10 protein-coding genes are annotated in these 12527 nt (G+C 73.5%); 5 read left to right on the plus strand and 5 right to left on the minus strand.

Annotation, left to right across the window (positions count from 1 at the left end; all coding sequences use genetic code 11):
* Nucleotides 1-47: 47 nt before the first annotated feature.
* A complete protein-coding gene (locus tag U5640_RS06605; protein ID WP_340374850.1) occupies nucleotides 48-311 on the minus strand; it encodes a helix-turn-helix transcriptional regulator in 264 nt (87 codons plus the stop codon).
* A 32-nt stretch (nucleotides 312-343) separates the two neighbouring features.
* On the opposite strand from U5640_RS06605, the gene map reads away from it, so the two are divergent.
* Nucleotides 344-1114 (plus strand): type I methionyl aminopeptidase, encoded by a 771-nt coding sequence (gene map, locus U5640_RS06610; RefSeq protein WP_340374851.1) that lies wholly within the window; start codon nucleotides 344-346, stop codon nucleotides 1112-1114.
* A 203-nt stretch (nucleotides 1115-1317) separates the two neighbouring features.
* Nucleotides 1318-3855, plus strand: a complete 2538-nt coding sequence (locus U5640_RS06615; RefSeq protein ID WP_340374852.1) for an ATP-dependent Clp protease ATP-binding subunit — start codon at nucleotides 1318-1320, stop codon at nucleotides 3853-3855.
* On the opposite strand, the gene ggt is transcribed toward U5640_RS06615, so the two are convergent.
* Nucleotides 3850-5661, minus strand: a complete 1812-nt coding sequence (gene ggt / locus U5640_RS06620) for a gamma-glutamyltransferase (protein ID WP_340374853.1) — start codon at nucleotides 5659-5661, stop codon at nucleotides 3850-3852. The two genes, U5640_RS06615 and ggt, sit on opposite strands and share 6 nt — an antisense overlap.
* Before the next feature lie 143 nt (nucleotides 5662-5804).
* On the opposite strand from ggt, the gene U5640_RS06625 reads away from it, so the two are divergent.
* Complete coding sequence (locus tag U5640_RS06625) at nucleotides 5805-6551, plus strand: hypothetical protein (protein ID WP_340374854.1); 747 nt, start codon at nucleotides 5805-5807, stop codon at nucleotides 6549-6551.
* Nucleotides 6552-6631: 80 nt separating this feature from the next.
* Complete coding sequence (locus U5640_RS06630; protein WP_340374855.1) at nucleotides 6632-8206, plus strand: CocE/NonD family hydrolase; 1575 nt, start codon at nucleotides 6632-6634, stop codon at nucleotides 8204-8206.
* A 280-nt stretch (nucleotides 8207-8486) separates the two neighbouring features.
* Here the strand turns inward: U5640_RS06630 and U5640_RS06635 are convergent, their stop codons facing one another.
* On the minus strand, nucleotides 8487-8906 hold the full coding sequence (locus tag U5640_RS06635; RefSeq protein ID WP_340374856.1) for a DUF6278 family protein: 420 nt from the start codon (nucleotides 8904-8906) through the stop codon (nucleotides 8487-8489).
* A gap of 189 nt (nucleotides 8907-9095) precedes the next feature.
* Between U5640_RS06635 and U5640_RS06640 the strand changes: the two genes are divergently transcribed.
* Complete coding sequence (locus U5640_RS06640; RefSeq protein WP_340374857.1) at nucleotides 9096-10823, plus strand: SGNH/GDSL hydrolase family protein; 1728 nt, start codon at nucleotides 9096-9098, stop codon at nucleotides 10821-10823.
* A 221-nt stretch (nucleotides 10824-11044) separates the two neighbouring features.
* On the opposite strand, the gene U5640_RS06645 is transcribed toward U5640_RS06640, so the two are convergent.
* Nucleotides 11045-11824, minus strand: coding sequence for an exodeoxyribonuclease III (locus U5640_RS06645; protein ID WP_340374858.1), 780 nt, complete (start codon nucleotides 11822-11824; stop codon nucleotides 11045-11047).
* A 30-nt stretch (nucleotides 11825-11854) separates the two neighbouring features.
* Nucleotides 11855-12490, minus strand: a complete 636-nt coding sequence (locus tag U5640_RS06650; RefSeq protein WP_340384976.1) for an MBL fold metallo-hydrolase — start codon at nucleotides 12488-12490, stop codon at nucleotides 11855-11857.
* Between the last annotated feature and the right edge of the window lie 37 nt (nucleotides 12491-12527).

The following is a 12527-nucleotide window of genomic DNA, read 5'->3' on the forward strand; positions in this document are numbered from 1 at the left end:
GACCTTGGCCGGAAAGAGCCCCCGCCCCGGCCGAGTTGACGTCCACCTCACGCACCGGCTCCCACCCCGGCCGGCGTGCACCGCCCGGCCAGCTCGTCCATGGACAGCCCCAGCACGACGGCCAGCGCGGCGACGGTGAAGAACGCCGGGGTCGGCGCCCGTCCGGTTTCGATCTTGCGGAGGGTCTCGGCGGAGATGCCCGCGCTCGCCGCGATCTCGGCCATGCTCCGGCCGCCGCGCGCCTCGCGCAGCAACCGCCCGAGCCGCTCGCCGCGCTCGCGCTCCTCGGGGGTCAACGGGTTACGCACCATGCCGTCATTCTAATACCGGTATAGTAATTGGCATGGTGGAACTCAAGACCCGGGCGTCGATCGACGCGATGTACGAGGCCGGACAGGTCGTCGCGCGGACCCTGACAGCGGTGCGCGAGGCGGCCGGCGTGGGTGTCTCCCTGCGGGAGCTGGACGAGGTGGCGCGGGACGTCCTGCGGGAGGCGGGCGCCGGCTCGCCCTTCCTCGGCTACCGCCCGTCCTTCGCGCCGACCCCGTTCCCCGCGGTGATCTGCGCCTCGGTGAACGACGCGATCGTGCACGGCATCCCCACCGGCCACCGGCTGCGCGACGGCGACCTCGTCTCCGTCGACTGCGGGGCACGGCTGGGCGGCTGGGTCGGCGACTCGGCGATCAGCTTCACCGTGGGCCGGGCGCGCCCGGCGGACCTCCGGCTGATCGAGACGGCGGAGCGGGCCCTGGCGGCCGGCATCGCGGCGGCGGTCCCCGGCAACCGCATCGGCGACATCGCCCACGCCATCGGCACGGTGTGCCGCGCGGGCGGCTACGGCATCCCGGACGGCTTCGGCGGCCACGGCATCGGCCGCCACATGCACGAGGACCCCGGGGTCCCCAACGAGGGCCGCCCCGGCCGGGGCCTGCGCCTGCGCGCCGGCATGGCGATCGCCATCGAGCCCATGCTCATCGGGAGCGGCCGGGACGACTGGCACACGGCCCCCGACGGCTGGACCCTCAGGACGAACGACGGCTCCAGGGCGGCCCACACGGAACACACGGTGGCCATCACGGAGGACGGCCCCAGGGTCCTGACCGAGAGACGGTAGAACAGCCGGCCTCAAGGGGCGCGGGGCTGTATCGACAGGCGGCTCCGCCGCGGGCGTGCGATCGGCCACGAACCACCCGCACCCGCCCCACCACCGCCCCCCGCAGGACATGCCGCGCCCTGCGGAACGTGCAATCGTGGTGTAGCCCGGCACGGCCAGGGCACCCGTCCGCCCGGCCACGCACGTCGATCGAACGGAACGCCATGACCAGCGGCTACATCGGCCCGGAGGGCGACCCCTTCGGTGAATTCCTGGCCCGCTTCTTCGGCGGACCCCGCCCCGGCCCCCGCCAGATCAACATCGGCCAGCTCCTGAGCCAGCCGGCCCGGGAACTGGTCCGGGGCGCCGCCCAGTACGCCGCCGAGCGCGGCAGCCGTGACCTGGACACCGAGCACCTGCTGCGCGCGGCCCTCGCCGCGGAGCCGACCCGGAGCCTGCTCAGCCGGGCCGGCGCCGATCCGGACTCGCTGGCGACGGAGATCGACAAACGGTCCGGGCCGGCGCAGCACCCGCCGGGCGAGGCACCCCCGCCGACCTCGCTGTCCCTCACCCCGGCCGCCAAACGGGCCCTGCTGGACGCCCACGACCTGGCCCGCTCCCGCGGGGCGGGGTACATCGGCCCCGAGCACGTGCTCAGCGCCCTCGCCGCGAACCCGGACTCGGCGGCCGGGCACATCCTGAACGCGGCCCGGTTCGCGCCCGCCGCCCTGCCGCCCGAAGCCACGGAGACCGCGCAGGCGCACCCCGAGCGGCAGCGCCCCACCGGCACCCCCACCCTGGACAAGTACGGCCGGGACCTCACCGAGCTGGCCCGCCAGGGCCGGATCGACCCGGTGATCGGCCGGGACGACGAGATCGAGCAGACCATCGAGGTGCTGTCCCGGCGCGGCAAGAACAACCCGGTACTGATCGGGGACGCGGGCGTCGGCAAGACCGCCGTGGTGGAGGGACTCGCCCAGCGCATCGCCGACGGTGACGTGCCGGACGTACTGGACGGCCGCCGGGTGATCGCCCTGGACCTGACCGGGGTGGTCGCGGGCACCCGCTTCCGGGGCGACTTCGAGGAGCGTCTGAACACCATCGTGGGCGAGATCCGCGCCCACTCCGACCAGCTGATCGTGTTCATCGACGAGCTGCACACGGTGGTCGGCGCGGGCGGGGGCGGCGAGGGCGGCTCGATGGACGCCGGGAACATCCTCAAACCGGCGCTGGCGCGCGGCGAGCTGCACGTCGTGGGGGCGACGACGCTGGAGGAGTACCGGCGGATCGAGAAGGACGCGGCGCTCGCCCGCCGCTTCCAGCCGATCCTGGTGCCCGAGCCGACCGTGCCGGACACGATCGAGATCCTGCGCGGGCTGCGCGACCGCTACGAGGCCCACCACCAGGTCCGCTACACCGACGAGGCGCTGGTGGCGGCCGTGCAGCTCTCGGACCGCTACCTCACCGACCGCCGGCTGCCGGACAAGGCGATCGACCTGATCGACCAGGCCGGGGCGCGGGTGCGCCTCGGTGCCCGCACCAAGGGCACGGACGTACGGGCACTGGAGCGCGAGGCCGAGCAGCTCGCCCGCGACAAGGACCAGGCGGTCGCGGACGAGAGTTATGAGCTGGCCACCCAACTGCGCGACCGGATCACCGAGTTGAAGCAGCGCATCGCGGACACCTCCGGCGAGGAGGAGGTCGACGAGGGCCAGCACCTGGAGGTCACCGCGGAGGCCGTCGCCGAGGTGGTGTCCCGGCAGACCGGCATCCCGGTGGCGAGCCTCACCCAGGAGGAGAAGGACCGGCTGCTCGGGCTGGAGGAGCATCTGCACGAGCGGGTGGTGGGGCAGGAGGAGGCCGTACGGGTCGTCGCGGACGCGGTGCTGCGCTCACGCGCCGGGCTGTCGAGCCCGGACCGCCCGATCGGCAGCTTCCTCTTCCTCGGGCCGACCGGGGTGGGCAAGACCGAGCTGGCCCGGGCCCTCGCGGAGGCCCTGTTCGGCAGCGAGGAGCGGATGGTCCGGCTCGACATGAGCGAGTACCAGGAGCGGCACACCGTCAGCCGGCTGGTGGGCGCCCCGCCCGGGTACGTCGGCCACGAGGAGGCCGGTCAGCTCACCGAGGTGGTGCGCCGGCACCCGTACTCGCTGCTGCTGCTCGACGAGGTGGAGAAGGCGCACCCGGACGTCTTCAACATCCTGCTCCAGGTCCTCGACGACGGACGGCTGACCGACTCCCAGGGCCGTACCGTCGACTTCACCAACACGGTGATCGTGATGACGAGCAACCTGGGCTCGGAGGCGATCAGCCGGCGCGGTGCCGGCATCGGCTTCGGACCGGGCGGCAGCGAGGCGGACGAGGAGGCGCGACGGGAGCAGATCCTGCGGCCGCTGCGGGACCACTTCCGGCCGGAGTTCCTCAACCGCATCGACGAGATCGTGGTCTTCCACCAGCTCACCGGCGACCAACTGCGGCAGATCACCGAGCTGTTGCTGCAGAAGACCCGGCGGCTGCTGCAGGCGCAGGGCATCGGGGTGCAGTTCACGGCGGGGGCGGTGGACTGGCTGGCCGAGCGCGGTTATCAACCCGAGTACGGGGCCCGGCCGTTGCGCCGCACGATCCAGCGCGAGGTGGACAACCGGCTGTCGCGGCTGCTGCTCGACGGCCGGGTCGGCAACGGGGACCGGGTCCGGGTGGAGGTCGAGGACGGGCAGCTCGCGTTCCGCACCGAGCCGCCCGTCCCCGCCCCGGAGCTATGACGCCGGGCGCACGACCTGGGCCGAGCCGCCGCCGCGGCGTACGGTCTCGGCGGCGGCGAGCCACTTGCCGCCGGGCAGCCGCTGCACGCCGGTCGCCGCGCCGATCTCGGCGTTCAGCTTGAACGAGTGCCCGATCGCCTCCAGTTGCGACCGGATGCTGTCCGGACCGGTGGCGTTGTAGAGGGCGGGTTCCATCTCGGTCTGGGCCGCGTTGCGCTGGCTGACGCGGGGCGCGGCGATCGCGTCGACGAGCGGCAGGCCCCGGTCGAGGAACTCGGTGAGGGTCTGCAGCACGGTGGTGATGATGGTGGCGCCGCCGGGTGAACCGAGCGCCACCACCGGCCTGCCCTGCCGGTCGAGGACGATGGTCGGGGAGAGGGAGGAGCGCGGCCGCTTGCCCGGGCCCGGCAGGTTCGGGTCGTGCACGGCCGGGTTGGCGGGGGTGAAGGAGAAGTCCGTCAGCTCGTTGTTGAGGAGGAAGCCGCGGCCCGGGACGGTGATCGCGCTGCCGCCGGTCTGCTCGATGGTGAGCGTGTAGGAGACGACGTTGCCCCACTTGTCGGCCACCGTCAGATGGGTGGTGTTCTCGCCCTCGTACGTCGTGGGCGCCGCCGTGCCGCCGGTGCCGCAGGCGGCCGGGTGGCGGGGGTCGCCGGGGGCGACGGGGCTGGTGAGCACCGCGTCGTCCTTGATGAGGCAGGCCCGCGAGTCGGCGTACCGCTGCGACAGCAGCTGCTGCGTCGGTACGTCCTCGAAGGCGGGGTCGCCGACCCAGCGTCCCCGGTCGGCGAACGAGATCCGGCTGGCCTCGATGTAGTGGTGCAGGTACTGGACCTCGCTCGCCTTCGCGAGGTCGGTGTTCTCCAGGATGTTCAGGGCCTCGCCGACGGTGGTGCCGCCGGAGGACGAGGGGGCGATGGAGTAGACGCCGAGGCCGCGGTACGTCGTCCTGGTGGGCGCCTGGAGCTTGGCGCGGTAGGCGGCGAGGTCGTTGGTGGTCAGGGCGCCGGGGCGGGCCTTCCAGCCCGAGGCCGGGTCGACGGGCGGGTGGTTGACGGTGTCGACGACGTCCTCGCCGAGGTCGCCCCGGTAGAGCGCGGAGACGCCCTTGCGGCCCAGTTCCGCGTAGGTCCGCGCGAGGTCGGGGTTCTTGAACGTGGAGCCGACCGAGGGCAGTCGGCCGCCGGGCAGGAACAGCTGCGCGGTGTCGGGGAAGTAGCGGAAGCGGGTCTCGTTGGCGGCGGTCTGGGAGCGGAAGGTGTCGTCGACGGTGAAGCCCTCGCGGGCGATGCGCTCGGCGGGCTTCAGGACCGAACCGAGAGTGCGGCTGCCCCACTGGTCCAGTGCGGTGGCCCAGGTGGCGGGGGTACCGGGGGTGCCGACGCTCAGACCGCTGCTGACGGCGTCGGCGAAGGCGAGCGGGGCGCCGTTCTCCAGGAACAGGTTCGCGTCGGCCGTGAGCGGTGCCCGCTCACGGCCGTCGATGGTGTGCACCGTACGGGACTTGGCGTCGTAGTAGACGAAGTAACCGCCTCCGCCGATGCCGGAGGAGTAGGGCTCGGTGACGCCGAGGGCGGCGGCGGTGGCGACGGCCGCGTCGACGGCGTTGCCGCCCTTGCGGAGCACCTCGATGCCGGCGGCCGAGGCGTCCGCGTCGACGCTGGCGACGGCACCGCCGTACCCCACGGCGACGGGGACCTTCGCAGGGGTCGTTCTCCCGGCGGCGGGCGGCGCTGCGGCCCCCACCGTGACCACGGCGGCCGAGACCGCCAGGACCGACAGTTTCCGCGCGACAGGGCGACGCATCCGTACCTCCAGTCGGGAACCGTCCGCGCAGCGTAGCCAGATTCGCAGGGCCCCGACAGGCGCCTTCCGGGCACTGTCATACGACCGCCACACCTCGAACACGGGTACGTCAAAGGCATGTCCGCCCGCTACCATGCGCGCCCATGAACGACGACGTGCGCAACATCGTCCTGGGGGTCATCGCGACCGGCCTGAGTGCCGTGCTCGGCTGGGCGGCCCGGACCTACCTGTGGCGCCGGAAACTCCGGCGCAAGCAGGCCTTCTTCGGGCTGCCGGAGCACTCCGAGTGCCTGCTCGTCGTCAACCGCGACGCGGGCGGCCCGGATCTCGCCGTGCACCGCCACGACGTCTTCGCACTGCTGGAGCTCGCCGCGCTCATCAAGGACTGCGGGGCGGGCGCCGAGGTGGTCACCCAGGACGCGGCCCGGCAGGGGTTCGGGGAGCGGACGGAGTTCTGCGTGGGCGGCCCGGGGTCCAACCGGCGGATGGCGGCCCATCTCCAGGCGATGCTGCCGGGGGTGCGGGTCAACACCGACCGGGAGCCGGGGCCGGACCGCCTCGCGTTCCGGATCGGCGACGAGCAGTACCGGATGGACGCGGGCGTCACCGAGTACGTGCTGCTGGCCCGGCTGACGGCGGGTCAGCGGCGGGAGGCGCGGCCGGTGTTCCTGTTCTGCGGCCAGCGCGCCATCAACAACCAGGCCGCCACCCGGTATCTCGTCCGGCACCACGAGCGGCTGGCCCGCAAGCACGGCGGCAACTCCTTCGTCCTGCTCCTGAAGGTGGTCAACTCACAGGCGTACGGCCCCGACGTGGTCGAGCTGGTCGAGGACGTGACCCGGGCGGCCCAGACACCGCTGCCCGCCGAACCAATCGTTACTCCCACGTAACTTACTGACGGGTTACCTCCGGTAGGGCCACCGGTTACCGTCGGGTCACTTTTGCATCGACGCATGCCGAGGAGTGCCCCGTGGGACGACGACCGCACCGCAGGACCCTGCGCACGACCGCCGTCGGCGCCGTGTCCGCCTCCCTGGTCGCCGGTGGTGTCCTGGGTCTCGCCCCCGCCGCGCGGGCCACCGCGGGCACGGTCCGCTACGTCGACATCGCCGGGGACGGCGGCACGGTCCTGAAGGCCAACGTGATCACCCCGGCCGGCGCCGACGCCACCCGCCGCTACCCGCTGATCGTGCTCCCCACCAGCTGGGGCTTCCCGCAGGTGCAGTACCTCGCCCAGGCGCAGCGGCTCGCCGACGACGGGTACGTCGTGCTGAGCTACAACGTGCGCGGCTTCTGGCAGTCGGGCGGCGAGATCGACGTGGCAGGTCCGCGCGATGTGGCCGACGCGTCCCGGGTGGTGGACTGGGCGCTCGCCAACACCCCGGCGGACGCACGGCACATCGGGATGGCGGGCGTCTCCTACGGCGCGGGCATCAGCCTGCTGGCCGCCGCGCACGACCCGCGCGTCAGGGCCGTCGCCTCGCTCAGCGGCTGGGGCGATCTGATCGACTCGATCTACTCCGGCCGCACCCAGCACCTCCAGGCGGCCGCCGTGCTCGACACGGTGGGCACGGTCACCGGTCGGCAGAGCGCGGAGTCGCGGACGATCTTCTCCGCCTTCTACGACTCCGACCTGTCGAAGGAGCAGGAGATCGTCGCCTGGGGGGAGAGACGTTCCCCCGCGAGCTACCTGGACCGCCTGGACAAGAACGGCACCGCCGTGCTGATGGCCGGTGCCTGGGACGACACCATCTTCCCGCCCAACCAGTCCGCCGCCTTCTATGAGCGCCTGTCCGGCCCCAAGCGGCTGGAACTGCGCCCCGGCGACCACGCGACCGCCGAACTCCCCGGCCTGTTCGGCGTGCCCAACGACGTGTGGACGGACACCCGGCGCTGGATGGACCACTACCTCAAGGGCGCCGACAACGGCATCGACCGGGAACAGCCCGTCCAGCTCAGGTCCCGCTCCACGGACGGCTACGAGGGCTACCCGGACTGGAAGTCGGTGGGTTCGGTCCGCGAGAGGATCGCCCTCGCCGGCACGACCACGGTCCACACGAACGTCGACTCGGGCGCCGACGGCGGGATCGTGTTCCTCTCCAGCATCCTCGACCAGGTGGCACGGGTCCCCCCGGTCGCCTCGATCTCCCTGCTCCCCCGGTACTGGGCCGCCGTATGGCAGTCGGGGAGGTACCCCACGGCACAACGCGTGCGCGGCACCGCCCGGTTGCACACCACGCTCACCCCGACAGAGGAGAGCGGCACCCTCGTCGCCTACCTCTACGACGTGGGGCCGCTCGGCCTCGGCAAGCTGGTCTCGCACGCGCCGTACACCTTCCACGGGCGGACGCCCGGAAAGCCGTTCGGTGTCGACCTGGACCTGTTCTCCACGGCCTACGACGTCCCGGCGGGGCATCGGCTGGCCCTGGTCGTCGACACGGTCGACCCGCTCTACGTCGAGCACAACCCGTCCGGCGCGCGGCTGACCTTCTCCTCGCCGGCGACCGACCCGTCGTACGTGTCGGTCCCGCTGCGCGAGCAGTGATCTGCGACCGGCGCCGGCCGGGCAGGGCTCTGTGACTTCCGCCCCCTACGGCCGGATTGCCGCGGAGAGTCCCCCACCACCTGGCAGCAGCGTCCCCGGTTCTGCCGCCGCGGCGGTCGCGACCCCGGTTCTGGGGGATGAACGGCCCATCCTAGTCGCCCCCTTCAGTGCTTGAGAATCTTGGAGGAAACTATCCAGGGCGGCACCACCCCGGGACACGACACGCACCCCCGGGACATAAGCCGTATTTACGTCGGGCTCCCCCGGTCGGCCCGGGAGCTCAGGCCTCGGCCACCTCGCCGTAGAGCTGGGACAGTTCGGGCACTCCGTTCGCCGCCCACTCGTGCCCGCACTCCACGACGTCGAACTCCCGCCCCGAGGCCAGCCGTACGACGGGCTGCCCGTCCGCCCGGAACTCCCAGGCGGCGCCGGGCACGGTCCGCACGATGACGGTGCCCAGATAGAGCCCGGCGTCGTTGCCGAGCCAGAGCAGGGTCTCCTCGTCGTCGCGCCAGCGCGGCACCATCTGGTCGAGCGCCTCCAACGAGGCGACGGTGTCGTCCAGTCCGATCCCCGCCCGGGCCGCCTGGGAACGCAGCAGCTCGCATTCGGAGAGGAGTTCCGCGACCCCCTCGGGGTCGGCGGCCAGGACCGCTTCGCCGTGCTTCTTGCGCTTGTTGCCCAGGAAAGGGATGTACATACGTCCAGCGTGTCATTCGCACCGGCGTACGCACCACAGGCGCGCGGGCGCGTACGTACGGTCGAAACCCCGGCCCGCGCCCGCATGGCGCGTTGACCGGGGCCCGCCCGCTGCCTAGTGCTGTGACCGGAGAGGTTCACCGGCTCGCGAGGCGCTGCCGGCCGTCGGGTGTGCGGGAGGGATCGGTTCGTGCGCCGAAGTGCGTGGGGGGTCGCCCTGGCCCTCGTCGGGTCCGGGCTGTTCCTCGCGCCCGCGCGGGCCGCCGCCCCACCCCCGCCACCCGCGCTCGACGCGTCCTACGACAACAGCTCCACCGCGGACCTCGACGGCGCGGGCAACCATCTGCCGGCCGCCGCCCTCGCCGCCGCGGGCTGGCTCCCGGGGCGCGCGCCGACCGTGCACGGCGCCCGGCTGGCCTGGCCGCCCCTGCGCCCGCCGGGCTCCCCCGACAACGTCCGCGCCGCGGGGCAGACCGTACGGGCCGAGGGGCACGGCGGCGCCCTCGCCTTCCTCGTCACGAGCACCGGCGGCGGGACGGCGGGCGGCCGGGGCAGCGTCACCTACGCCGACGGCACGCACTCGCCCTTCGCGCTGGCCGCCCCCGACTGGCGCACCGGCCCGCTCGCCACCCGGGCCCTTGCGCTGCCGTACCTGGGCACCCCCAGCGGGCCCGTCGCCGAGCGGCCCCGGCTGTACGTGGTGACGGTCCCGCTGGCGCGGGGGCGCGAGGTGGTCTCGGTACGGCTGCCCCGCGCGCCGCGGCTGCATGTGTTCGCGCTGGCCGTGCGTCCCGCGCCGGCGGACTGGACCGGCACCTGGGCGGCCGCGCCCTCCGCCCTGGCGGCGGTGGGCCCGTGGACCGACCGCACCCTGCGTCTGGTGGTGCACACCTCGGCCGGAGGGCCCCGGGTACGGCTGCGCTTCGACAACGCGTTCGCCCCGGTGCCGGTGCGGATCGGGACGGCGACGGTGGCGGTCCGGTCGGCGGGCGCGGCGCCGCGCTCGGCCCCGGTGCCGCTGTCCTTCGACGGCGCGCCGGGCATCGCGGTGCCCGCGGGGGCGCAGGCGGTCAGCGACCCGCTGCCCTTCGCCGTGCCCGCGGACACGGATCTGCTGGTGAGCTTCCATCTGCCCGGCACGGTGACCTCGCTGCCCTGGCACGGACTCGCGGTGCAGCGGTCGTACCTGAGCGGGCCGGGCGACCACACGGCGGACGCGGACGGGACGGCGTACCCCGCCACGATCGGGACCTGGCCGCTGCTGACCGGGGTGGACGTGGGCGGCGGGCCCGGCGCGGTGGTGGTGCTCGGGGACTCGATCACCGACGGCGACCGCTCCACGGTGGGGGCCAACCGGCGCTGGCCGGACGCCCTCGCGGCGCGGCTGCGCCGGCAGGACGCCCTCCCGCGCTACGGCGTCCTCAACGCGGGGATCGCGTCGAACCGGGTGGCGGCCGACCGGTACCCGGGCGACGGGATCGCCCGGGTGGGCGGCGGGGTCGCCGCCCCGCACCGGCTGGACCGGGACGTCCTCGCGCAGACCGCGGTCCGCACGCTGGTCGTGTTCGAGGGCGTCAACGATCTGCGGGACGGGACGGCGGCCGCCGAGGTGGCCGCCGGGCTGCGGGAGATCGCCGGCCGGGCGCGGGCGCACGGGCTGCGGGTGCTCGGCGCGACGCTGCCGCCCTGCGGGGGCTCCGCGCTCTGCACGCCTGCCGTGGAGGCCGAACGGGCCGCGCTGAACGCCTGGATCCGGACCACCGGCGCCTTCCACGCCGTCCTCGACCTCGACCGCGCCCTGCGCGACCCGGCCGCCCCGGAGCGCATGCTCACCGCGTACGACAGCGGCGACCATCTGCACCCCGGGGACGCGGGCTACGCGGCGCTCGCCGAGGCGGTCGACCTGCGGCTGCTGTGAGCGCCGGACGGGGGGATGAACCGTCCGGCCCGGACCGTCCGGCCCGGACCGTGCGGCCTAGTGCCGTGACCGGGAAGGTTTGCCGGGAAGCTCGCGGCGTCCGGTGCGGTGCATCGCAAGGCGGAGCGTCGCCCGCGTACTGGATGTACTCGGGTGATGCGACAACGCGGCGAGGTGCCGTGCCGGGCGTCGCGAGCCGGTGAACCTTTCCGGTCACGGCACTAGACGTCGAGGTCGACGACGACCGGCGCGTGGTCGGAGGCGCCCTTGCCCTTGCGCTCCTCGCGGTCGACGTAGGAGTCCTTGACGGCCTTCGCGAACGGTTCGTTGCCGTAGACCAGGTCGATGCGCATACCGCGGTTCTTGGGGAAGCACAGCTGGCGGTAGTCCCAGTACGTGAACGGGTGGTCGTACTTCAGGGGCCTCGGGACCACGTCGGACAGACCGGCCTCGCGCAGGGCGGCGAGGGCGGCGCGCTCGGCCGGCGTGACATGGGTGAGGCCCTCGAAGGCGGCCAGGTCGTACACGTCGTCGTCCGTCGGCGCCACGTTGTAGTCGCCGAGGACGGCGAACGGGCGGCCGCCCGCCGCGTCGCCCGCGACGGCCGCCTTCAGGGCCTCGAACCACTGGAGCTTGTAGGCGTAGTGCGGGTGGTCCACCTCGCGGCCGTTCGGCACGTACACCGACCAGACGCGGACCGGGCCGCAGGTCGCGGAGATCGCCCGGGGCTCGACCGAGCCCTCGTAGCCCGGGTCGCCCGGCAGGCCCTTGACGACGTCCTCGATGCCCACCCGGGAGATCACCGCCACGCCGTTCCACCGGCCGGTGGCGTTGACCGTCGCCTCGTAGCCCAGCTCGCGCAACTGGTCGAAGGGGAACTGCTCCTCGGCCAGCTTGGCCTCCTGGAGGCACAGCACGTCCGTGCCGCTGCTCTCCAGCCAGGCCAGCAGCCGCGGCAGGCGGGCGGTGATCGAGTTGACGTTCCAGGTCGCGATGCGCATGTCCCCCAACCTACCGGGCCCCACCGACACTCACAGTGCCGTGCTCTCCCCGGCCGCCAGGCGCGCGTGCGGCGCGCCGCCGAGGGCGCCGATCTGGTTGTCGTAGATCGGGCGGGCGAGGTCGGTGAGCAGGGCGTCGTGGATGTCGTAGGCGCGCCGCGGCCCCACCTCGCGGACGTAGTCGATGACCTCGGAGATCTTGCTCCAGGGAGCCATCACCGGGAGCATCAGCGTGTCCACGGAGCGGTCGGGGACGGTGAGGGCGTCGCCGGGGTGGAAGACGCGGCCGTCGTCGATCAGGTAGCCGACGTTGGTGATGCGCGGGATGTCCGGGTGGATGACGGCGTGCAGTTCGCCGTGGACCTCGACGTCGAAGCCGGCCGCGCTGAAGGTGTCGCCCTGGCCGACGGTGTGCACGCGGCCCGGGAAGGCCGCCGAGATCTTCTCCGCGACCGCGCGCAGGGTCCAGATCTCGGTGGCCGGGTCCGCCTCCAGGGCCGCCCGCAGCCGCCCCTCGTCGAAGTGGTCCGGGTGCTCGTGCGTGACCAGGATCGCCTCGGCACCCACGGCCGCGTCCGCCTCGCTGAACCCGCCCGGGTCGAGGACGAGGGTGCGTCCGTCCTTCTCCAGACGGACGCAGGAGTGGGCCTTCTTCGTGAGCTTCATGGTCGTCATGCTCGTCATGGCATCCATCCTCCCCCGT

Origin of the sequence: Streptomyces sp. SS7, assembly GCF_037993025.1 — a bacterium.
GTDB lineage: Bacteria > Actinomycetota > Actinomycetes > Streptomycetales > Streptomycetaceae > Streptomyces.

Coding starts and splice junctions, on each gene's coding strand:
- U5640_RS06605 (WP_340374850.1), bottom strand. CDS start 311: ATGGTGCGTAACCCGTTGACCCCCGAGGAGCGCGAGCGCGGCGAGCGG.
- map (WP_340374851.1), top strand. CDS start 344: ATGGTGGAACTCAAGACCCGGGCGTCGATCGACGCGATGTACGAGGCC.
- U5640_RS06615 (WP_340374852.1), top strand. CDS start 1,318: ATGACCAGCGGCTACATCGGCCCGGAGGGCGACCCCTTCGGTGAATTC.
- ggt (WP_340374853.1), bottom strand. CDS start 5,661: ATGCGTCGCCCTGTCGCGCGGAAACTGTCGGTCCTGGCGGTCTCGGCC.
- U5640_RS06625 (WP_340374854.1), top strand. CDS start 5,805: ATGAACGACGACGTGCGCAACATCGTCCTGGGGGTCATCGCGACCGGC.
- U5640_RS06635 (WP_340374856.1), bottom strand. CDS start 8,906: ATGTACATCCCTTTCCTGGGCAACAAGCGCAAGAAGCACGGCGAAGCG.
- U5640_RS06645 (WP_340374858.1), bottom strand. CDS start 11,824: ATGCGCATCGCGACCTGGAACGTCAACTCGATCACCGCCCGCCTGCCG.
- U5640_RS06650 (WP_340384976.1), bottom strand. CDS start 12,490: ATGAAGCTCACGAAGAAGGCCCACTCCTGCGTCCGTCTGGAGAAGGAC.